This window comes from Alloyangia pacifica (assembly GCF_900116195.1).
GTDB classification, from domain to species: Bacteria; Pseudomonadota; Alphaproteobacteria; order Rhodobacterales; family Rhodobacteraceae; genus Salipiger; species Salipiger pacificus.
Window position 1 is genome coordinate 96,099 of the sequence record NZ_FOZW01000009.1, and the last position, 20,541, is coordinate 116,639.

The following is a 20,541-nucleotide window of genomic DNA, read 5'->3' on the forward strand; positions in this document are numbered from 1 at the left end:
GGAAACCAATGCCGCTTGGACGGATTGCCTCGGGACATCGCTCACTCCTCAATTTGCGGCATCTATGTCTCTGATTTCCCGCCGGTTCATGCAACGGACCCTCGGGGACCACCATCCTGATGGACCGCAGGCCGATCATTCACTAACTTTCAAACCGGACCACCCGAGAGGGGCCGATCAGTCTGCTTGGTGGACCAGACAGCATGATACCGAAGGCGAAGGGAGGCCGTCATGGTCGGCATTGACATGAAACACCTTGCTGCCTTCCGTGCGGTCATGTTGAGCGGTACGGTTAGTGGCGCCGCAGAGGCATTGGGACGAACGCAGCCTGCCGTGAGCCGTCTACTGGATAGCCTCGAAGATCAGTTGCAGCTTACCCTGTTCGACCGTCGGCGCGGCCTTATCACCCCTACGGCTCATGCCCACATGCTATTCGACGAATTTGAGCGCACGTGGGCTTCGTTTGGATCGCTCACCAATTTTGCCGACCGTCTTGCAGACGGCACGGTAGGCAAATTGACCGTCGGCGCGATGCCTGCACTGGGAACCAGTTTCCTTCCAAAGGTGATTGCACGCTTCCGCAGCCTTTATCCAGAGGTCCGGGTCATATTGAAGGTTCATATGTCACACGTGATTGAGGACTGGGCCGCCACTCAGCAAATTGACATCGGCATTGCCGAGCTTCCTTTCTCTCGCACAGGGTTCAGGAGCCGCATCTTCGGCAATCATCCTTTCGTTGCTGCTGTACCGGCGAACCACCCCCTCGCCTCGCGGAGCGAGATCGGCCCTACCGATTTGAACGATGGGCCCTTCATTTCGTGGAGCCGCGACATCGGAGCGCGGGTGTTCGCCGATCAAGCCTTACAGCTTGCCGGTGTGCATATTGAACCGATGTACGAAACCACCATGTCCGCGGCCGCTTATGAGATGGTCAAGCAGGGACTGGGCGTAGCCCTGTTGGATCCATACAGCGCAGCACTTCGCAATGACACCGAAGTAAGAATTCTACCTTTCAGGCCCGAGGCCCCTTGCAATGTTGCATTGCTCTGGCCGGAATACCGTCAGCCGGGGCCGCATGTAGATGTCTTGGTCAAGCTGATGACGGAACTCCAAGCAGAACTTTTTTCGGCTCTGCCTGGAGCGTCCACTCGCTGATCCAACGGGTCAGATATTGAGGCACATACGGAGCGCGTCGTAAATTGCGGAGTGCACATTGCGACTCGCAACAGCATCCCCAATTCGATACACGAGCGGGCGTCCGTCACTGACGACGGGTTGGTCCTTCAACGCGACGAAGGCTTCGAGATCGATCTGCCCATCGTTCGCTGACATGGGACGAAGTGTGGCGAATGGATCATCTAGCGGGATCGTACCCTGTTCGACGATCACTTGGTCCGCGTCGATTATGACGGGTTCGCTCACTATCTCGCTGCGAAAGATTGCTCGCAAGGCGTTGCCATGGCGTTCAACAGACAGCAGGCGAAGTTCCGGAATCGGGGTGATACCCAACTGCATGAGACGCTTCTTCCACCTGAATCGCTCGGCATAGGTGAGCTCTTCACCCACGACAGGGTCGAGGCAGGCCAGTTGCACCTCGGCGCCCTGCCCTGCCGCAAGTTCGGCCACTAGCGGCGCGCCGTGCCGACCAGTTCCATCGTAGACCAAGACCCGACGTGCAGGTTGGACCTGACCCGTCAGGAGATCCCAGGGCGTGGTGCAAAGGTCCGCCCCCGCTTCCATGTCGACAAGGGGAATCCCGCCTGTCGCCAGTACGACCACATCCGGCGTCTTTGCCAGGATATCCTCTGCATCCAGGTAGCTATTAGTGTGGATCGGGACGCCCATCCGCTCAAGTTCGGCGACACGCCAATCGATGATGCCGTTCAGATCTTTGCGCCATGACCGCATGCCAAGCATAAGCTGTCCACCAAGCTCGCTTGCGGCTTCGTGCAGTTCAACCTTGTGGCCGCGCTCGGCCAGCACCCGCGCAGCTTCCAGTCCGGCTGGACCACCACCTACCACAAGCGCCGACTTTGCGGGCCCGGTGGTGCGCGGGATCGCGTGATCCATCATCCCCTCGCGCCCTGTGGCCGGATTGTGCAGACAGGCCGGCCGGTTCTGCGACTGACAATGCGTCGCGCCCACGCAAGGACGGATCCGCTCCTCCTGACCCGCCATGAGCTTCTTCACGATATGAGGATCTGCAATATGAGCCCGGGTCATCGCCGCCATATCCATCTTGCCGGAAGAGATTGCGTAGCGTGCGCTCGCCAGATCCGAAATCCGGGTGGCATGAAATACAGGCAGGCCAACCTCCGCCTTGAATTGCCCTACCCTCTCGACCCAGGGCGCAATCGGGGACCCCATGGTTGGCATGTTCTCTTCGACCATGCCCCTGGGTGTATCCGTCGTCCCGTAGACCGCATTGAAGAAATCGACGACGCCTGCGCTCTCAAGCTGCTGTGCGGTGACTATGGCGTCCTCCAACGGAATGCCGCCTTCAGCCCCCTCGTCTATCGTCATGCGGATGCCCACAAGGAAATCGTCACCCACCGCCTTGCGGATCGCGTCAAAGACCATCAACGGAAAGTGTATCCGCTTTTCTAGCGTCCCGCCAAAACGGTCTGTTCTGCGGTTCGTTTGGGGCGACAGGAACTGCCCGAGAAGGTGACTGCCGGTGATCACCTCCAGCCCATCCAGTCCGCCCTCCTTGCACCGCAAAGCAGCAGCGGCGAAAGCGGAGACGACCCGGTGAATGTCGTGGTCGTCCATCTCTTTCGGAATTGACCTGTGGAGGGTTTCGCGCACAACAGACGGAGCGATTGTCGGCAGTCGATCGGCCGCATAGGGATCCCCGCGCCGCCCCAGATGCGTGATTTGGCACATGAGCCCGGCACCCTCATCATGAATAAGGCTGCTGAATTGTTGCAGATACGGGATAACCCTGTCACTGCCGAGGTTAAGTTGATGAAAGATTGACGGGGAGTCCCTGTCAACGTTCGACGAGCCGCCGAACATCGTAAGAGCCAGCCCACCACGCGCCTTTTCACGATGATAGAGCTGATAGGCCCTACCCGGCATTCCACCTTCCTCCAGCCCACAGGCATGACTGGTGCTCATGATCCGATTGCGCAGCAGGAGTTTTCCGACGCGCAAGGGCTGAAGGAGTGGGTCGGACTTGATCTTATCGGATGGCGTCTTTTCGATGTCAGACTGCATTTTGAACCTTTCGTCGGACAAACAGGTACCTGCTCGTGCCCGGCTGGGACACGACTGCGGCAAATTGAGAAAGTTTAGACGGGTTAGAGCAGGCGGCTCAGGAACCTCTGGGTCCGTTCATCCTGCGGGCTACCGAAGATCTCTTCGGGCGGCCCATGCTCGACGATCTTACCGCCATCGGTGAAATAGACATGATCCGCGACCTCTCGGGCGAAGGCCATTTCATGGGTGACCAAGACACATGTCATACCGTCTTCGGCCAGTTCACGGATTGTCAGCAGCACTTCCTGCACGGTCTCCGGATCAAGCGCGGCAGTCACTTCGTCGAACAACATGATCTCCGGCCTCATTGCCAGACTGCGTGCTATCGCAACCCGCTGCTGCTGGCCTCCCGACAGTTCGCCGGGAAAGGAATCCTCCTTGCCCGCCAACCGTACCTTGGCCAACAATTCTCTGGCGCGTCGTTCGACTTCGGCCCTCGGCTCCTTCAAGACCTTGAGAGGGGCCATCATCACATTCTGCAGGGCAGTCTTGTGTGGAAACAGGTTGTACTGCTGGAAGACGATCCCAACTTTGCGGCGCAAGCGGATCTTATCCAGCTTTGCGTCTCCCACCTGCTGATCACCAACGGTGATCGAGCCGCTCTGGAAAGGCGTCAGCCCGTTGATACAGCGTATCAAGGTCGACTTGCCCGAACCGGATGGCCCGATTATACAAACGACCTCGCCGCGCCGAATGTCGAGGCTTACGCCTTTGATGACTTCAAGCTTGCCATAGGACAGGTGCAGGTCCCGGATCGAAACAGTGACCATGGAAGGGCTGGCAGCAAGGGAAACCGCCGAATTGTCAGGAATTGATTGCATAGTTTCGCTCCAACCGACGTGACCAGATCGCGACGGGATAGATAAAGATGAAGAAGATCATCATTAAGAAGAAGTAAAACGGGATCAGGAGCGTTGGGCTGGATCCAGCGCTCTCCATCGCGGCCTGAGCACTACCGACGGCCTCACGAACCCCGATTATGGATGCAAGCGGCGTCGCCAGGACCAGAAGCGCGAACCAGTTCATCAAATGCGGGATCATCTGTTTCACGCATTGCGGAAGGATAATCCAGCGGAGCGACTGACCGCGACTGAAGGCAAGGCTTTCCGCAGACTCCCACTGCCCCTTAGGAACGGATGCGACGGCCCCCCTGAGGATTTCGCTCACATTGGCCATCACCGGAAGTGAAAATGCGAACGTCGCCTTGATCCAGTCAGACAGGATGAAGTTACCCCATCCCTGCACTTCGATCCGATAGGGGATCAGGCTCATGATCATGAACAGGATGACAATCCAGGGCGCATTACGCAGAAGTTGTGTCACGAACCTTGCAGGTACGCTGGCAAGCTTGCTTTCGCTTATCTGCATCAGCCCAAGGCCAATCCCAAGAACCAGCGCAAGCATCATTGCCAGGATGCTTATCACCACGTTCAGGGCAAAACCGTTGAGGATGAACGGAATCCAGTCCCACAGGACGCAGAACCCACAGGGTCCGGTAGACACGTCTGCAGCATATGCAGGAGCCGCAATGAAGGCGCAGACAAGTCCAAGGACGCCGCTACGAGCGAAGGATTTCATTTGCTGTAACCTCTCAACCGCAGTCGGCGTTCGAGCCAATGCAAAAACGCGGCCAGCAGCCAGACGACGCCAACATAGAAGCAGAACAGGACAGCCATCATTTCCGGAATATTGAATGTGCTAGACCACACCTGGTTCAGCATATTGGCCATTTCGGGAACCGAGATGACATAGGCAAGCGATGTCGTCTTTGCCAGGCTGACCAGATTGGTTGTTAGAGCGGGCAGGCATATCCTGAACGCCAGCGGCAAAGTAAAATATACGAAGGTCTGCCACGGCTTGAAGCCCAGGCTCTCTGCCGCCTCGAGGGTTGCCTTTGGCACCGCCTCGATGCCGGACCTGAATATCTCGACGTTGAAGGCCCCGCCGAAGATCCCCAGTGCGATGACCGCCCAGCCAAACGCCGAGACCATCGGTTGGTAGTATCCGCCCATATCGACCTGGGGCGCATAGGCCCCGAGCCCGAAATAGAAGAAAAGCAACTGCACCATTGGCGGCGTGTTGCGGAAAAGCTGGATGTAGCCACCGACAAGCCACCGCAACCAGGTCGAACGCGATTGTTGGATTGCAGCACCCGCGACACCAACGATAACCGACAACAGGATTGCCGCCAGGATCAGCAGGATGGAATTCTCGGCGCCAATCAGGAAACGCTTGAACTGATAGGGGTCGTAGAAGACGTTGAAGTTTATTCCGGTCGTTTCGTAGAGATCCCGAAAGAAGGGAGCGATCAAGGTGAGAATGGCATCCATGGCGGTCTTTTCGAAAGTGGCGTGATGTTGCGGCCCACCCGTCTGGCAGACCGCAACAGATGGATGTTACTCTGAGACGAGATACGAAGTGTCCCAGTGAAGCTTCTCATGCTCCTTGGCGTACCACGACGAAGGGCCGACCTTCCATTTTTCTTCCAGTTCCAGGAATGTCCCGTCAGAGTGCCAACGGTAGATCATGCCGGACAGAAAGACACCCAAGGCGCCATCTTGCTCCTCGATCGCAACTGCTGCGCCGATAGGATTGGAATTGAGCGCCTCGACCGGCATCTCATAGCCGTCCCATTCACCCGAGGCGAGCTCCGGCAGGATGATCGTATCGTCATAGAACCATGCGACGCACTTGCCCGACCGAAGACCTTCCTTGGCCTCGGCGTTGCCAGTGAAGGCCACCACGGTTGCACCGAATTCGGTCTCTGCGATCGAATTGTAGATCACGCCTTGCTTCGCGCAGACTGGCTTGCCCTTGATGTCGTCCCAAGAGCTGATGAGACCCTTCTTCGCCATCAGGGAGGGCCCCGAAGCGCCATACGCCGGCTCGACGATGCCGATGATCTTGCGGCGCTCGGCCTTGTCGTACATGCCGGCCAGCAGCATGTCTACGCGCCCCTGTTGGAGAAATTCCATCCGGTTGACTGAAGTGACCTCGACCAGTTCCAGATCGACGCCCAGACTTTCCGCGATACGCGATGCAAGGTCGATGTCGAAGCCCTGCATGTTGCCGTCTTCGGACCGATAGGCCCATGGCTTCAACGCTCCCAAGACGCCGATGCGGATCGTGCCGCGGTCCAAAACCTCTTTCATATGATCGCCGCTGGCATGGGCCGGAACCGCGAGAAGACCCGCAGACAAGACGGCAGAAAGGACGCCACTGCAAAGGGTGGACACCAGTTTCCTCATTTTTTCTCTCCGTTGGATGAACTGCGGCCTTATTGCCGCTTTGGATGCTGGGTTGACCCCAATACATCGAGGATGGCCGAGCTCGGCCCGTGGGCAAAATGAGTAGTTTGCAATTTGGTATGTCGTGAAGACATATTAATGTCCGCCACCTGACAGAAGATACCGGATGGAAGGGGTTCGTTCGCTGGCCGCACCTGCAGGCCCAGTTCGGAACCCAAACGTGGCTCCGCGACCCCTCCTCGCCCTGGCAGAATGGCACAGCCCTGAACACCAACCGTCGGCTCCGGCTCTGGCTTCCAGGGCGGCGTGACGTCGCTGCCATGACAGAGCTCGAGCTGAAGCAACTCTGCGACGAGCTCAACAACACACCTCGCAAATGCCTCGGATGGAGGACCCCGACCGAGGTCTTCCGAGAAAAGATGATGGAGGAGATGGGCCGCCGCCCCTACCATCGCAGGTCATGAGAGTAGCGCTTCAAGTCGCGCGCACAGATTGGGTCGTCTTATTCTGGCCCTATGGGATTGGCGTGGATGTTCATTGGGCCTCCGCCCGGGTCCCGTTCATGTAGATTTGCGCGTAGCTGTTGCGGATCGCCTCGGTGATCTGCTCTAGCCGCGCATCGATATGGTGCTGCAGAATTTGGCGCGCCTCCGCGGGCCGCCCGGACGCAACGGCGTCGAGGATGGCCACGTGCTCGCATTGCGTGTGGCTGCGGCGGTCGTTTTCCATCGCCACCCAGCGCACGAAACGGATGCGGGCGTTGATGCGGCGCAACGTCTCGACAATCTCGCCATTCCCGGAAAGCGCGGCCAGCATCTCGTGGAATTGCTCGTCGAGCGCCACGAGGTCCTCGACCGTCCGCTCCGGATCGTCCCGGCGGCTGATCTCAAGGAAGTCGCGCAGCTCCTGCACCTTTGTCGGGTCGGCCCGCTCGGCGGCAAGCTCGCTGCCCGCAATCTCGATCTTCTGGCGAAACTCATAGAGGTCGAAGATTTCCTTCACCTCCAGATTGCGCCGGAAGAACCCCTTGCCGGTACGGCAGTCGAGAAAGCCATCCGCGGTAAGCCGGTTCAGCGCTTCACGCAGGGGCGTGCGCGAGACCTGCAACTGGCGCGCCAGCGCAACCTCGTTCACGCGCTCTCCGGGCCGTAGTTCGAACCGGATCGCAAGATCGCGAACAAGGTCATAGACTCTTTCGACGTTGGACTGGGCTGGCTCTTCGGTGCTTTCATCGGTCACTGTGCTGACCCTCATAGGATTGCATCGAGAAAATCACGGGGCAGCGTAGTGAATTTTTCCGCGCCGGTCTCGGTGATCACGTAGCAGTCCTCGACCTGAAATCCGCCCAGCCCACGGATGTAAAGGGGTGTCTCGACGGCAACGACCATGCCCGCCTGCAGCGGCCGGTGCTCGGTCGGGCCAAGATAGGGGCCCTGCTCGCCCATCCCGAGGCCCATGGTGTGACCAACGTGACCGCGGGTGAACCAGGGCAGCCCGCAGCGGCGCACGGCATCCTGTCCGGCATGGAAGATCTCCGACATCGGAGTGCCCGGTCGGAGCAGCGGCTCGGCCGCCTCCATGCCCGCGCAGACCGCATCGAGGATCCGCCGTGCTTCATCCGACGGCGGGCCGAAGCAGAGCGTGCGCCCGGTGTCGGAGCCGTAGCCATGGACCGAGGCGGCGCAATCAAAGAACACCATCTCCTCGCCCGTCACCTTTGGCCCCCCCGCCACCGTGGGCGAGATGGCACCGCCGACAGAGGCGGTGACGCGGGTGCCCAGATAGCCATCGGAAAAGCCGTCGGGGCTCTGCGTGGCGGCGTAGTCGGCACAGGCCGCATCGTAGATCCGCTTCAGCCCGGCGGTGTCGAGGCCGCGCAGCGGCGTCGTTGCGAGGGTGCGCAGGCCGTGCTCGGCGATCCGCGTCGCCTCCTTGAGACAATCAATCTCCCAGGGCGTCTTTATCGAGCGCAAGTCGGCGAACACCGCTGCCGCCTCGGCGAAGCGCACCTCGGGGGCCGCCGCGGACAGCGCCTCGAAAGCGGTCAGCGAGACCAGCCCCCTCTCGATGCCGATGCGCCCGCCCGACAAGCCGCGTTCAGCCAGCGCATCCGCCAGAAGGCGCATGTTGCCGGCAAGGTCGTAGCGCGGCGTGGGCTTGTCCACCTGCGGCTGGGTCCCGGCGAGGATTGCCTCCCGGTCGCCGATCTCGAGCCACAGCGGAAAGGTCCGGATGTCGCGTATACGGCTCGCAGAGGCGGCAGCATCGGCCATCCATTCGGCGACGAGGATCATCGGCTCCAGCGCCGGATCGGCGGGCACGAGGGCCAGCGCCGCGCCGGGGTTGTCGAAATAGATCGGATAGTCCGTGAGGTAGCGGAAGTTGGCACCGCCCCAGGCGATCACCGCATCGAGTCCCCGCTCCTGCATCAGCGTCCGCAGGCGGTTCAGCGTCGGCTCTGTCAGGGTCATGCCGCGTCTCCTTTCAGCATGTCGGTGATGAGGGCGTCGATCTCAGCTCCTCCGAGGAGTTCGCCCGCGGCCGTGCGGTCTGCAATGACTTGCTCGAGCGGCCCCCTCAGCGTGTCGCGCACCGCCGCCGGACGTGCGAGAAGAGCGGCGATGAGCGCTGACTGGACCGGCTCCGGCCAGCGGGCTTCATATTCCTGACGCAGAGCGCCCCAGTCCGTTCCGCTGCGCGGCGGCATCTGCTGCCGCCGGGAAGCGGTCGCTGCAATGTCCAGCCCATTCCCGGAGATCACCACCCCGTAGTACTCCTGCGCCTTCTCGGCGCTGACATAGCCATCGAGGACGTCATCGACCACGGCTTCGGGATCGCGCACCCGCGGGTCGCCGAAGCCGCCGCCGGTGGGCGAGGTGAAGCACACGACGTCGCCGCGGGCCAATTCCACCAAGTCGATCTGCCCTAGGTCCCGCTGCGCGCCGGTGCCGGGATTGAGCACCACTTCGGTGTTGCTACCGGGATGCCCGCCCTGGCTGCCGGGCGCGTTGAACCGGAAGCGCTCAAGGCCCCGCGCAGTCAGCACCGTACCGGCCTGCAGATTGCGCAGACGGAAGCGGATGCCCGCCCCGCCCCGGCGCAGGCCCGGGGCGGCGCTGTCGGTAACGTAGCCGTATTCCTCTACGATGACCGGCATCTCCGCTTCGAGAACCTCGTTCGGGACGTTGCGCAGCCAGCCGCCGGTGAAGCTGGTACCGTCGATGCCGTCCTTCTGCGGTCGCCCGCCCGAGCCGCCCGATAGCGGCTGCGCGACGGTGATGCGCCGAGCGCCGCTCTCGGGGTCGGTGTTGGCCAGCGAGACGATCGAGATCGCCCCGGCCGAGGCGGCCGGCGTCGCTTCGGGAAGCGCCTGCGCGAGGCAGGCCATGATGCAGTCCATCACCCGGATGAAGGTCGCCGCACGCACGCCATAGGCGCGGCCGGGGTCGGGGTTGACGATGGTGCCCTGCGGCAGCGTCATGGCGACGGGCCGGATCAGGCCGGAATTATAGGGAATCTCCGGGTCCAGAGTGCGGAAGTAGTTCAGCATCGCCAGCGACAGCATGTAGTGCCCGGGCTGGCCGTAGGTCGGCAGGTTGAAGGCTGCGCGCACCTGCAGGTCGGTGCCGGTGAAGTCGAGCCGGATCTCCTCGCCGTCCACCTCCATGGCGAGGGCAATGCGCACCGGGCGGCTCACACCGGCCTCGATCTCCATGTAGTCGCTGGCCGCGTAGCGCCCATCGGGGATCGAGCGGATGATCGCCCGCGCCCGCTGCTCGGCGCTGCACAGCAGGTCGGTGATCCCCGTGGCGACCTCTTCGCGGCCATAGCGGGCGGCAAGTTCGCGCACGCGGCGGTCGGCGGTCGCGAGCGAGGCGAGCTCGGCCTTGATGTCCCCCCAGTTGCCGTCGGGAATGCGGCAGTTGAGCAGGATCAGCCGGACCAGGTCCTCATCGAGTTTGCCGGCGCGCACCAGCTTCATCGGCGGGATGCGCAGTCCCTCCTGCCAGACGTCGCTGGCGACCGGCGAGATCGATCCCGGAACACGCCCGCCGACATCGGACGAATGGATGAAATTGAACGCGAAGGCGATGATCTCGCCATCGACGAAGATCGGCCGCCAGACCCAGAGATCCGGCAGGTGCGTCGACAGCCCGCGGGTGGTGTCCGGATCGTTGGCGATGCAGACATCGCCCTCTTCGTAACTGTCGAAGGCGCCGATCGCCTCCCAGCCCGGCAGGCCGACCATCAGGCTGACCGAGGCCTCGGTGGGTGCGGCGAGCACCTCGCCCGTGGGCGCGACGAGGCAGGCCCCGAAGTCCGAGGTCTCCTTGACGAAGACGGTGAACCCGGTGCGCAGCGTCACCGAGGCCATCTCCTCGACGATGGCCTGGAACCGGTTGCGGAAGATTTCCAGCTGAACGGCGGAGGTCTTCATGCCGCTGTCTCCTGTTCGCTTTGGGTGGCGCGGCCGTGCAGCCGGCCGATGAGGTTGCCATGCGCGTCGATCTCGGCGGTGAAGTCGCCGGGGAGGTAGATCGTCGTGTCCGCCGCCTCGATCACCGCCGGACCGTCGATCACATGCCCTGCGCAAAGCGTGGTGCGATCGTAGAAGCTCGCTGGGACCGCCGCGCCGTCCTCGATCAGCGTGCCGGTCAGCCGCGGCGTGGGGCGGGTGCCCGGGGCGACCCGGGCGATCTCCTGTGGGCTCGCGGCGCGCGGGGTCAGGCCCAGCACGGTGACTCGGGCGTTGGTGATCTCGACCGCCCCCTTCTCGTCGGCAAAGCCGTAGATCGTCCGGTAGGCCTCGTGGAAGGCGTCATGCAGCGCCGCCATCGCCTCCTCGGAGAAGCTGCCGTCTCCCGGGAGCTGCACCGTCAGATCGAACGACTGGCCCCGGTAGCGCATGTCCGCGGCAAGTCGCAGCTGCGTTTCGGTCACCTCGACCGGCTGCTCGTCGAGCCAGACGCGGGCGTCCTTCGACAGCTCCTCGAAGGCAGTGCCGAGCGCGGCCGCTATGTCGTGCTGACCGCTCGGCATGGTCCGGATGAAGTCCTGCCGCAGGTCTGCGCTGAGCGATCCCTGCGCGCATAGCGTTCCCGGCGAGGCGGGCACCAGCACCGCCTCGACGCCGACCTCCCGGGCCAGCAGGAAGGCGTGCTGCGCCCCGGCCCCGCCGTAGGCGAGCAGCTTGAAATCGCGTGGATCGAGACCCTTGCGCGCCATCAGCGGCATGAACTGCGCGTACATGTTGGCTGTCGTGACGTCGAGAATGCCCTGCGCCAGCTCCGCCGTCGAAATGCCGAGCGGGCCTGCGAGGCTGGCCAGCGCCGCCTCGGCCTTGGCGTGGTCGAGCTTCAGCCCGCCGCCGAGCACCCGATCGGGCGCATAGAGGCCAATGCGCACGTAGGCGTCGGTCACGGTAGGCGCGGTGCCGCCGAAGCCGTAGGCTGCGGGACCCGGACGCGCCCCGGCGCTCTGCGGCCCCACCTTCAGGATGCCCGAGGCGTCCTGCCAGGCGATCGAGCCGCCCCCTGCCCCGATCGACGAGATGTCGACGGTCGGCATGATGATCGGGAAGTCGCCGATCTGGCTTTCGTTGGAATAGAGCACGTCGCCCTCGACGATGGCCACATCCACCGAGGTGCCGCCCATGTCGAACCCGATGAGCCGGTCGTAGCCGGCCTGCCGCCCGCAGGCGAGCGCGCCCATGGCTCCCGAGGCCGGCCCCGACAGAAGAGTCTCGACCGGCGCGGCCCCGGCGCTGGCGGCGGTCATGATGCCGCCGTTCGATTTGGTGGTCATCAGCCGCGCGGTCATGCCGATGCCTTCCATGCCGGCGTGCAGCCGGTCGAAGTAGACCTTCATTCGCTGTCCGATATAGGCGTTGATCGCGGTGACCAGTCCGCGCTCGTACTCACGCTGCTGCGGCCACACCTCGTGGCTCGCGCAGAAGTAGAGCCCGGGGAAACGCGCGCGCAGATGCGCCACGAGGGCGGCCTCGTGCGCGCTGTTGCGGTAGGAATGCATCAGCACGATGGCGAAGGAGTGGACCCCCTCGGCCTCCATCGCCGCGACCTGCGCCTCCGCGGCCGGCAGGTCGAGCGGCGTCAGCACGCGCCCGGTGACGTCGAGGCGCTCGCGGATCTCGCGGACGTCGCGGCGCTGCACCAGCGGCCGGATGCGTTCGACGTAGTAGTTGGTGGGATCGGGCAGGCGCAGGCGGCCGATCTCCAGCAGATCCCGGAATCCCTCGGTCACCAGTAGCCCGGTGCGATCGCCGTTGCGCTGCAGCAGCGTGTTGAGGCCAAGCGTGGTACCATGCACGAAGTAGCGGATCGAGGCCGGATCGATCCCGTGCTCGTCGCGCAGGATGGTGACGCCGTTCAGCACGGCCTGCGCCGGGTCGGAGGGCACCGATGGGGTCTTGAAGGACATCGTCTCGCCGGTGGCCTCGTCGACCAGTGCGAGGTCGGTGAAGGTTCCGCCGATGTCAATGCCGAGGCGGTAGGCTGGGGTCTTGGTCATACCTGTCTCCCGGAACCCATCATCTTCAGCAGCACGTTGCCCCGCACCGCGAAGGGCACGACAAGGGCGATGAGCAGGGTGAAGAGGATCAGCAGCGTCGAAAGCGCCGCGAGCGTGGGGTCCTGATATTGTTCCATGTAGTGATACATCTCGACCGGCAGCGTGTTGACCGCCGGCTTGACGATGAAGATCGTGGTCTCGACCTCATCGAACGAGGTGATGAAGGCGAAGATGCCCGATACCACCAGCGCACCGCCGAGTTGCGGTAGCACCGCGCGGCGGAAGGCCTGAAGCGGCGTCGCGCCCAGATCGCGGGCAGCTTCCTCGAGCAGCGGGTCGATCTCGCCGATCGTCGAGGCGAGGATCGTTACCACGAAGGGCAGCATCAGGATCGCATGCGCGAGGGTGATGCCGAGATAGCTGCCGTAGAGCCCTCCGCCCACCACCACGAAGAGCACGAAGAGGGCGAAACCGATGGCCACACGGGGCACCACGAGGGGCGCGAAGAGCGTCGCCCGCAGCAGCCCGGCACCGCGCATGCGGAACCGCGCCAGCGCGTAGGCGATCGGCATGCCGAGCAGCAGAACCAGCACTGTCGAGGCGACGCCGACGATCAGCGAGTTCACCGCACCGGCGCGGAAGTTCGGGTCACTCAGCACCTTGGCGTACCAATCCAGCGTGAAGCCGGTCGGCGGCCAGGCATTGAACGCCGAGGCGTTGAAGGAGTTGACGATGACGATGCCGATCGGCGCCATCATGAACAGCACCACGGCCACCAGCAGGAGGCGCAGCGCCCAGAGCTTGAGAGCGGAATCCTGCATGTCTTAGTCTCCCTTTCCGGCATGGGTGGCGCGGTTCATGCGTTCCAGCACGAAAAGCGCGGCCAGCGCCGTGGCCAGAAGCACGATGGCCTGCACGGCCGCGAGCCCCCATTCGACCAGGCCGATGTTGTCGTAGACCAGTCGCGAGAGGGTCAGCACACGCCCGCCGCCAAGCAGGCTGGGCGTGACGAAGGCGCTGATCGACAGGGCAAAGACGATCTCGGCGGCAACAATCACCCCGGGGAGGGTCAGCGGCAGCGTCACGCGGCGGAACAGTGCCCAGCCCCCGGCCCCCAGGTCCTTCGCGGCCTCGCCGTAGATCGGCGGGACCTGCGTCATGATGTTGAGGATCGGCAGCACCGCGTAGGGCAGGATGACGTGCACGATGGCGATGATCACCCCGGTTTCGTTGAAGATCAGCCGGTACGGCCCAAGGCCGAGCGCGCCGAACATTTGGTTGACGAAGCCGTTGTCCGAGAGCAGCAGCAGCCAGCCGTAGGAGCGCGACACGACGCTCATCAGCAGCGGCGAGAACAGCGCCACATAGGCCAGGGTGCGCCAGGTACGGTTGCGCACCTTCAGCAGCGCCGCCGCGGTGGGATAGGCGACGATCAGGGTGAAGATCGTTGCCAGCCCGGCGATCCGGACCGAGTTCCACAGCACCTGCCAGCTAAACGGGTCGGTCAGGAACTCGCGCCAGATCGAGCCGCCCAATCCCATGCCGTTGTCGTCGCGATAATTCAGGCTGTAGGCCGCAAGCATGATCATCGCCCCGAGGAAGGGCAGCACCACCAGCACGAAACCGGGCCCCATCAGCCAGGACAGGCGCAGCCAGCGCGGCATCGTCCGGCCCGGCGCGCCGCCGAGATCCGCCGTGGTCATGCGAGCTCCTCCGACACGGTTGTCGCGGCGATCGGCACCGCCGCACCGGGAGCCCAACTCAGGCAGGTGCTCTCGCCGACCGCGAGCGGCGCGCGGTCGGCGAGGGTCTGCACCAGCAGCCGCTGATCGCCGCTCGTCTCGAAGCGGTAAAGGACGGTCGCGCCGAGGAATTCCACCTCGCGCACGATCGCCGGGGCACCGGCAGCGCCGATCTCGATGCGCTCGGGCCGCAGCGACAGGTCCAGCCGCTCGCCGATGTTGCGCCCTTCGGCGGGCAGCAGCAGCTCCAGCCCGGCGGCATCGACGCGGGCAGTGCCGCCCTCGACCGAGGTGACACGTCCGGACAGGAGGTTGGTGCGTCCGATGAAGCTCGCCACGAAGCTCGTCGCGGGCTTGAGATACATGTCGGCAGGGGTGCCCATCTGCTCTATCAGTCCGCCGTTCATCACCGCCAGCCGATCCGACATGGTCAGCGCCTCGGCTTGGTTGTGGGTCACGTAGACGAAGGTGGTCCCCGTCGCCTTCTGGATTTGTCGCAGTTCCCGCTGCAGGCGTAGTTGCAGCTTCAGGTCGAGCGCGCCGAGCGGCTCGTCGAGCAGCAGCACCGCCGGCTCGTTCACCAGCGCGCGCGCAATCGCCACACGCTGCTGCTGACCGCCGGAAAGCGCCGGGGCGGGGCGCTTCTCGAAGCCTTCGAGGCTGACCACCTCGAGCATCTCGCCCACCCGGCGACGAATTTGACCCTCCGACATCCCCTTGATCCGCAGACCGAATGCCACGTTCTCGAAGACATCGAGGTGTGGGAACAGCGCCATCTTCTGGAAAACTAGGTTGGTCGGGCGCCGGTTGATCGGCACTTCGTTCATCCGCGCACCGCGGATCTGCACCTCGCCCGCGGTCGGCATCTCGAGGCCCGCGATCATCCGAAGCGTGGTGGTCTTGCCGCAGCCCGAGGGCCCCAGCAGCGAGAAGAATTCTCCGCGTTCGATCTCGAGGTCAATGCCCTTCACGGCAAGCTCGCCGCCATAGGACTTCTCGACCCCGCGAAGGGCGACATCGGACATGGTGTCTCCTAGGAATTTGGGGCGGGCAGGCCGGTGACGGCCCACCCGAGGTATTGTCAGAGGTTCGCCTTCACGCGGCGGTTCCACTCGTTCGCCCAGGACTTCGCGTTGGCGGCGATGTCGGCGTAGTCGAGCTGGATGGCCTTCTCGATGGCCTCGGGCTGGATCGCGGGATCCTCGGCCAGCGCGCCCTGCAGGGTGACGTTGTCCATCAGCGGCACGACACAGGCGGTCTCGCAGTAGTCGAGCACGTTTTCGGGCGACAGCGACTGGTTCAGCAGCTCGTGGCACACGGCCAGCTGATCGTCGGACGTGCCGTTCACCAGCTGGAAGCCCTCGGGGAAGGCCACCTGACCTTCTTTCGGCACCGCGTAGGCCACCGGCGCGCCCTCGTTCGCCCAGGGCAGGACCACGCCGCGGAAGTGCGGCGCCAGAACCACCTCACCCGACACGAGCAGCTGCTGCAGCTGCGCATTGGAGGTCACCAGCGAATGGATATGGCCATCGCGCGCGGCCTTCTCGTAGATCTCCATCGCCGCCTCGGCGCCGCCGTGCAGATGCGCCATCACGGCAAAGCCGTTGCCCGCCCAGAAGCTGTCGAAGAAAGCGACCTTGCCCTTGAACTCGGGCGCGAACATCATCTCCCAGCTGTCCGGGGCGCTGTCGAAGGCTTCGGTGTTGTAAGCCAGACCTCCAACATCCATGCAGAAGAAGGCACCAAGGTCATCCGCCTGCCGGTAGGCCGGAAGGATATGCCCGGCGTTGGGCACGGTCTCGGCCGTGATCGGCAGCCAGAGGTCGCGGGCGCGGCCGCGCTCGCTGGCATCCATGTTGAAGAAGCCGAGGTTCAGCAGCGGGCTGTCGGGATCGATGTCGCGCGAGGCTTCAAGCTTGGGGTAGGTCGCGCCATTTGTGCCCGCGATCATCTCGATCGTCACCTGCGGATTCTGCGCCATGAACTCCTCGGCGATGCGGCGGGGCACGGGCTCCTGAGCACCGGTCCAGATGAACTGGGTCACCGTGACGTTGCCGGCGGCGCGCACCCCGCGGGGAGCGGCAAGGGCGACGCCGGAGGCCGCGGCACCCATCATGAATGCGCGACGCGAGCTGCGCAGGTTGGTCTCTGTCATATCAATGTACTCCAGGTTCTGCTTGTGAGGCGGAGCATGAGCGGGCGCCCGTACTGCATTTTTGTCTGCCTACATTTCTGAATGTCGATCTGTATACAGCACAAATGAAAAATGTAGACCGACACAAGATTCATTGGACCTCAACTCGGGGCGCCTAAGTTTTCAGCGCACACAGGGCATTGTTGGTCAAATTTTGAGGAAAATCATTTCGCGAACCCAGCGATACTGAGTGACGTACCGAGAGGTGGTTTAGCTCGCTGCGCGCTGCGCGCTTTCAAGCGAGCCGGGGTGGTCGATGGCTCGGTTGCACAATTCGGCTGATGACCAAGGCTCCGCTTTCCCCGGACGGGCTTATCCCGCGGCTGCCGTGACAGCCATGCCGAGCGCGGCGTAGCCGTTCAGGACGGCGATGCGGACCTAAAGTTCGGCGACCTGACGGCCCAAGCCCCGCGCCATGAGCCGCTGGCCCAGCAGTTTCATGCAATGCTTCTTCCTCTCGACGCGGCTTCGGCGGTGGTATCCGCTCGGTCGTCGCCAGAGCACCCGGCCAAGGTATTTGACCGCACGCAGGGCGTCGCTTCGCGGCAAGCCTTTGCCCGCCCTTGGTCCGGGGACAGTGGCGAGCGCTCCGGCGGTGATGGCCCTCCAGGGCTTCGCGCTCTTACGGAGCGGGATGACGGCGTGGGCTCCACGCCCGGCGATCGCATCATGGCACATGCGGGGTGATGGGCGTTCAGCAATTGGGCACGAGTTCGAGGCGGACAAGGTCGAATTATGTAATCCGCATCTACAAAATTCTGGGCCGTCCTCTTAGGTGTGTCCACGAACAGCCTTTCGAACATCTGGGCAGATGCGCCCTTCTCGCTCCGGCACTTCCGCGGTTGTGAAGAAAACCCCGCCTGCGACGCGCCTGTCGCCGACGCGAGGATGGCCACGGCTCTCCAGAATGAAGGCCAAAGGTGCGCCTGTTGCGCGCCGGTTGGCCAAAAAGAATAGTCTTTATCGACTGCTCCCGGCGGAGCGTGAGGCCCGGCAGAAGCGCGGGCAATGGCTCCGAAGGCTCACCGTGGCAACGAATACCCAGCGCGAGTTCACTCAACCATTCGCAGGTTGGGAGCTCTCCTCTTGGTGTGATAGCGGTATTGGAAGCCCTGCCCGGGGCGATCACGGCATAACGGAGTTCCGGATGATGACATCTTCGAAGGACAGCAAGAAGATCCCGGATATTTTCGGAAGGATCCACAATCTCTTGCCGGAACTTTCGAGGACTCAAAGGCGAATTGCCGATGCAATCCTCCAGGACCCAAGCGGGTTTGTCGAAAAGCCCATCGAGGAAATCGTGCCGTGGATCGGGGTATCCGCGCCGACCGTGACCCGCTTCTGCCGCCGGGTCGGATGCGACGGCCTGAGGGATCTGAAGCTTCAGATCATGGGTGCGATCCGAGTAGGGGCACGCTACCTGAAGACGCAGGAACCCGTCACTTCGATCACCGGGCTGCGCGATCAGACCGCCGCGCGGGCACATGATGCTATTGCCCAGGCCATGAGTATACCGGACAGCGTCCTCGACGAGGCGATCGCGCATATCCTGCGCGCCGACACAATCTATGCCTTCGGCAGCGGTGGCGTATCTAGCTGGCTCGTCGAAGAGTTCCAGAACCGCTTCTTCCGCCTGGGCAAGACCGTCGTTCCTTGCCGCGACGGCATCATGCAGTCGATGCTCGCCGCAACCATGGAGTCAGACACGTTGATCGTAGTCTGCTCGCTGAGTGGCAACAACCGCTCCAGCCTGGAAGCCATGCAAATAGCACGAGAATATGGCGCGTTTAGTCTTGCAGTCTGTCCCCCCGAAACCGAGATGGCAGAAATGGCGGATCTTACTGTTCCCGTTGAAACCCACGACAGCGGTGACGTTCTTGGACCGACATCCGCCCGCTACGCGATGCTCTACGCGATTGACGTGCTTGCTCTCGGCGTCGCGACGCGAACGCGGGAAAAATCTCTCGAAACGCTCCGCCGACTCAAGCATCAGTTCGTGTCCAACGTCGCAGACGATGAGATGCGCCCCCTCGCTGATTGACGGAAAAATGCAATTTTTAGGCCGTTCTCACGCGGAACATTTCACCATAAGCGACAATTTTGATCTTTAAATGAAACTTTTTCGCCGTGAGAGTGCGAAAAAGTTGGACACGCACGAGCCCCGTTTCCTCTCCTGCCCCTAAGACCGGCCCCGCGATCCGGCGCGGTCGTAAACAAGAAGGCGCAGCGACGCCAGGACAGGGAAATAAGCTCATGACTGACAAACTGAACCAATTCCTCGCAAATCGACGCAGCGTTCTGATGGGAGGCGCCGCCCTGGGGGTAACCTCATCCGGCCTCTTCGGGCGCGCGGCTATGGCCGCACCGGATACCCCGATCAGCTTCATCGGCTGGCAGTTCCAGCCACAGATGGTCGAAGAGAACGTCGCAATTTTCCAAGACCTCTACGATGAGAATGTCGCCTACGAACTTGTCAGCGGCGACTACCCCCCGATCGCCGAGACCAAGCTGCTGGGCGGTCAAGCCATCGACATGCTCTATGCCGAGGAAGACCGCGTCGCACGCTGGAACATTGCAGGATGGACCCGCGACCTCGAAGGCCTGCCCGGCGTCGAAGAAATCAAGGAAGGTCTCTACCCCGCTTCGCTGTCTTCGCTTTCGCTGCCGGACGGTCGCTTCGCCGCCATGCCCTACTACGCGGGGCACCTTGCCTTCATGTACAATTCCGAAGCTCTGGAGCAGGCCGGCCTCGCGGTGCCCACGACGCTGGATGAGCTGCTCGATGCCTGCCGCGCGCTAAAGGAACAGGGGATCTCTGCGGCACCGTTCAACGGCTCGTGGAGCCAGCAGTGGCCGGCCTTGTCGTGGTCCCTCTTCGGCACTTGGTACGCTGAGGGCGCGCAGGTCTTCGATGCCGACGGAAACTTCGTCGACGATGACGCGCTGCGCAAGGTGCTGGAATTCTACCGCAGCCTCTACGCCGAGGGCCTCGTCGTAGAGGACATCATGACCCAGCCGAACGAGGGCATCCCCGCCTTCTCCTCTGGCGCACACGTCTTCACCTTCCACCATGACTACAATCAAAGCGTCTTCAACGACCCCGAGCTGTCCCAGATCGCCGGCAAGGTGAAGAACGCCCTGATGCCCGGCACGACGCAATCCACCTTCTCCTGGACAGCGACCTACCTGATGGGCGCCAATGCCGACGCCGACCGAGTGTGGAACATGCTCCAGTTCTTCGGCGGCAAGGCCCAGGATGGCGAATACCACGTCTGCAAGAAGTGGGCGCTGACCTTCGGCCTTGGCTCGGCGCACAAGGAACTGATGGCGGATCCCGACGTGGTCGCAAGCTTCAGCAGGTGGCGTGATCTGGACGTGACCAACGCCCAGATCGAGAAAGCGACGGCCCGCTCGATCGCCAAGGAAATCTGGTTCTCGGAATGGGACCTGTACATGATGCAGCAGGCCCAAGAGTACATTCGCGGCACCGGCACTACCGACGAATTGGTCGAGAAGCTTGCCTCCCAGGCCAAGCGTCTGAAGTCCGAATACGAGTGACACCGGTGGC

16 protein-coding genes and 2 pseudogenes are annotated in these 20,541 nt (G+C 62.9%); 4 read left to right on the forward strand and 14 right to left on the reverse strand.

Going from position 1 to position 20,541, the window contains the following annotated elements; all coding sequences use genetic code 11:
* Positions 1–231: 231 nt before the first annotated feature.
* Complete coding sequence (locus tag BM397_RS18460; RefSeq protein ID WP_218124916.1) at positions 232–1,155, forward strand: LysR substrate-binding domain-containing protein; 924 nt, start codon at positions 232–234, stop codon at positions 1,153–1,155.
* A 9-nt stretch (positions 1,156–1,164) separates the two neighbouring features.
* On the opposite strand, the gene BM397_RS18465 is transcribed toward BM397_RS18460, so the two are convergent.
* The 5 genes from BM397_RS18465 to BM397_RS18485 form a co-directional block, all read right to left on the reverse strand.
* Positions 1,165–3,219, reverse strand: a complete 2,055-nt coding sequence (locus BM397_RS18465) for an NADH:flavin oxidoreductase (RefSeq protein WP_092429303.1) — start codon at positions 3,217–3,219, stop codon at positions 1,165–1,167.
* A gap of 83 nt (positions 3,220–3,302) precedes the next feature.
* Positions 3,303–4,082, reverse strand: a complete 780-nt coding sequence (locus BM397_RS18470; protein ID WP_281241974.1) for an amino acid ABC transporter ATP-binding protein — start codon at positions 4,080–4,082, stop codon at positions 3,303–3,305.
* Positions 4,066–4,839, reverse strand: a complete 774-nt coding sequence (locus BM397_RS18475) for an amino acid ABC transporter permease (RefSeq protein ID WP_092429306.1) — start codon at positions 4,837–4,839, stop codon at positions 4,066–4,068. Before BM397_RS18475 ends, BM397_RS18470 begins: the two co-directional genes overlap by 17 nt.
* On the reverse strand, positions 4,836–5,591 hold the full coding sequence (locus tag BM397_RS18480; protein WP_245696199.1) for an amino acid ABC transporter permease: 756 nt from the start codon (positions 5,589–5,591) through the stop codon (positions 4,836–4,838). Before BM397_RS18480 ends, BM397_RS18475 begins: the two co-directional genes overlap by 4 nt.
* A gap of 66 nt (positions 5,592–5,657) precedes the next feature.
* Entirely contained in the window at positions 5,658–6,509 is an 852-nt protein-coding gene (locus tag BM397_RS18485) for a transporter substrate-binding domain-containing protein (protein WP_092429307.1), read from the reverse strand.
* 131 nt (positions 6,510–6,640) lie between these two features.
* Between BM397_RS18485 and BM397_RS30080 the strand changes: the two are divergent.
* Positions 6,641–6,973, forward strand: a pseudogene (locus BM397_RS30080) (transposase); the annotation flags it as partial.
* A gap of 70 nt (positions 6,974–7,043) precedes the next feature.
* On the opposite strand, the gene BM397_RS18490 reads toward BM397_RS30080, so the two are convergent.
* The 9 genes and pseudogenes from BM397_RS18490 to BM397_RS18530 form a co-directional block, all read right to left on the reverse strand.
* The gene (locus tag BM397_RS18490; RefSeq protein WP_218124917.1) at positions 7,044–7,748 is read right to left on the reverse strand and encodes a GntR family transcriptional regulator; all 705 of its coding nucleotides are present in this window, start codon (positions 7,746–7,748) and stop codon (positions 7,044–7,046) included.
* Positions 7,749–7,759: 11 nt separating this feature from the next.
* On the reverse strand, positions 7,760–8,980 hold the full coding sequence (locus BM397_RS18495) for a M24 family metallopeptidase (protein ID WP_092429311.1): 1,221 nt from the start codon (positions 8,978–8,980) through the stop codon (positions 7,760–7,762).
* On the reverse strand, positions 8,977–10,947 hold the full coding sequence (locus BM397_RS18500) for a hydantoinase B/oxoprolinase family protein (RefSeq protein ID WP_092429313.1): 1,971 nt from the start codon (positions 10,945–10,947) through the stop codon (positions 8,977–8,979). The genes BM397_RS18495 and BM397_RS18500 overlap by 4 nt, the downstream gene beginning before the upstream one ends.
* Positions 10,944–13,037, reverse strand: coding sequence for a hydantoinase/oxoprolinase family protein (locus BM397_RS18505; protein WP_092429315.1), 2,094 nt, complete (start codon positions 13,035–13,037; stop codon positions 10,944–10,946). Before BM397_RS18505 ends, BM397_RS18500 begins: the two co-directional genes overlap by 4 nt.
* Positions 13,034–13,858 carry an ABC transporter permease gene (locus BM397_RS18510; protein WP_092429317.1) on the reverse strand — a complete coding sequence of 275 codons (825 nt, stop codon included), beginning with the start codon at positions 13,856–13,858 and terminating at the stop codon, positions 13,034–13,036. Before BM397_RS18510 ends, BM397_RS18505 begins: the two co-directional genes overlap by 4 nt.
* A 3-nt stretch (positions 13,859–13,861) precedes the next feature.
* A complete protein-coding gene (locus tag BM397_RS18515; RefSeq protein ID WP_092429319.1) occupies positions 13,862–14,740 on the reverse strand; it encodes an ABC transporter permease in 879 nt (292 codons plus the stop codon).
* Positions 14,737–15,804, reverse strand: coding sequence for an ABC transporter ATP-binding protein (locus BM397_RS18520; protein WP_092429321.1), 1,068 nt, complete (start codon positions 15,802–15,804; stop codon positions 14,737–14,739). Before BM397_RS18520 ends, BM397_RS18515 begins: the two co-directional genes overlap by 4 nt.
* Positions 15,805–15,860: 56 nt before the next feature.
* Positions 15,861–16,934 (reverse strand): ABC transporter substrate-binding protein, encoded by a 1,074-nt coding sequence (locus tag BM397_RS18525; protein WP_092429323.1) that lies wholly within the window; start codon positions 16,932–16,934, stop codon positions 15,861–15,863.
* Between the two features lie 351 nt (positions 16,935–17,285).
* Positions 17,286–17,654 (reverse strand): annotated as a pseudogene (locus BM397_RS18530) (transposase); the annotation flags it as partial.
* Between the two features lie 466 nt (positions 17,655–18,120).
* On the opposite strand from BM397_RS18530, the gene BM397_RS18535 reads away from it, so the two are divergent.
* Positions 18,121–19,014, forward strand: coding sequence for a MurR/RpiR family transcriptional regulator (locus BM397_RS18535; protein ID WP_176806824.1), 894 nt, complete (start codon positions 18,121–18,123; stop codon positions 19,012–19,014).
* Positions 19,015–19,226: 212 nt separating this feature from the next.
* Complete coding sequence (locus BM397_RS18540) at positions 19,227–20,531, forward strand: ABC transporter substrate-binding protein (RefSeq protein WP_092429327.1); 1,305 nt, start codon at positions 19,227–19,229, stop codon at positions 20,529–20,531.
* Positions 20,532–20,541: the final 10 nt, after the last annotated feature.

Coding starts and splice junctions, on each gene's coding strand:
- BM397_RS18460 (WP_218124916.1), top strand. CDS start 232: ATGGTCGGCATTGACATGAAACACCTTGCTGCCTTCCGTGCGGTCATG.
- BM397_RS18465 (WP_092429303.1), bottom strand. CDS start 3,219: ATGCAGTCTGACATCGAAAAGACGCCATCCGATAAGATCAAGTCCGAC.
- BM397_RS18480 (WP_245696199.1), bottom strand. CDS start 5,591: ATGGATGCCATTCTCACCTTGATCGCTCCCTTCTTTCGGGATCTCTAC.
- BM397_RS18510 (WP_092429317.1), bottom strand. CDS start 13,858: ATGCAGGATTCCGCTCTCAAGCTCTGGGCGCTGCGCCTCCTGCTGGTG.
- BM397_RS18520 (WP_092429321.1), bottom strand. CDS start 15,804: ATGTCCGATGTCGCCCTTCGCGGGGTCGAGAAGTCCTATGGCGGCGAG.
- BM397_RS18475 (WP_092429306.1), bottom strand. CDS start 4,839: ATGAAATCCTTCGCTCGTAGCGGCGTCCTTGGACTTGTCTGCGCCTTC.
- BM397_RS18525 (WP_092429323.1), bottom strand. CDS start 16,934: ATGACAGAGACCAACCTGCGCAGCTCGCGTCGCGCATTCATGATGGGT.
- BM397_RS18470 (WP_281241974.1), bottom strand. CDS start 4,082: ATGCAATCAATTCCTGACAATTCGGCGGTTTCCCTTGCTGCCAGCCCT.
- BM397_RS18540 (WP_092429327.1), top strand. CDS start 19,227: ATGACTGACAAACTGAACCAATTCCTCGCAAATCGACGCAGCGTTCTG.
- BM397_RS18535 (WP_176806824.1), top strand. CDS start 18,121: ATGATGACATCTTCGAAGGACAGCAAGAAGATCCCGGATATTTTCGGA.
- BM397_RS18500 (WP_092429313.1), bottom strand. CDS start 10,947: ATGAAGACCTCCGCCGTTCAGCTGGAAATCTTCCGCAACCGGTTCCAG.
- BM397_RS18505 (WP_092429315.1), bottom strand. CDS start 13,037: ATGACCAAGACCCCAGCCTACCGCCTCGGCATTGACATCGGCGGAACC.
- BM397_RS18485 (WP_092429307.1), bottom strand. CDS start 6,509: ATGAGGAAACTGGTGTCCACCCTTTGCAGTGGCGTCCTTTCTGCCGTC.
- BM397_RS18495 (WP_092429311.1), bottom strand. CDS start 8,980: ATGACCCTGACAGAGCCGACGCTGAACCGCCTGCGGACGCTGATGCAG.
- BM397_RS18515 (WP_092429319.1), bottom strand. CDS start 14,740: ATGACCACGGCGGATCTCGGCGGCGCGCCGGGCCGGACGATGCCGCGC.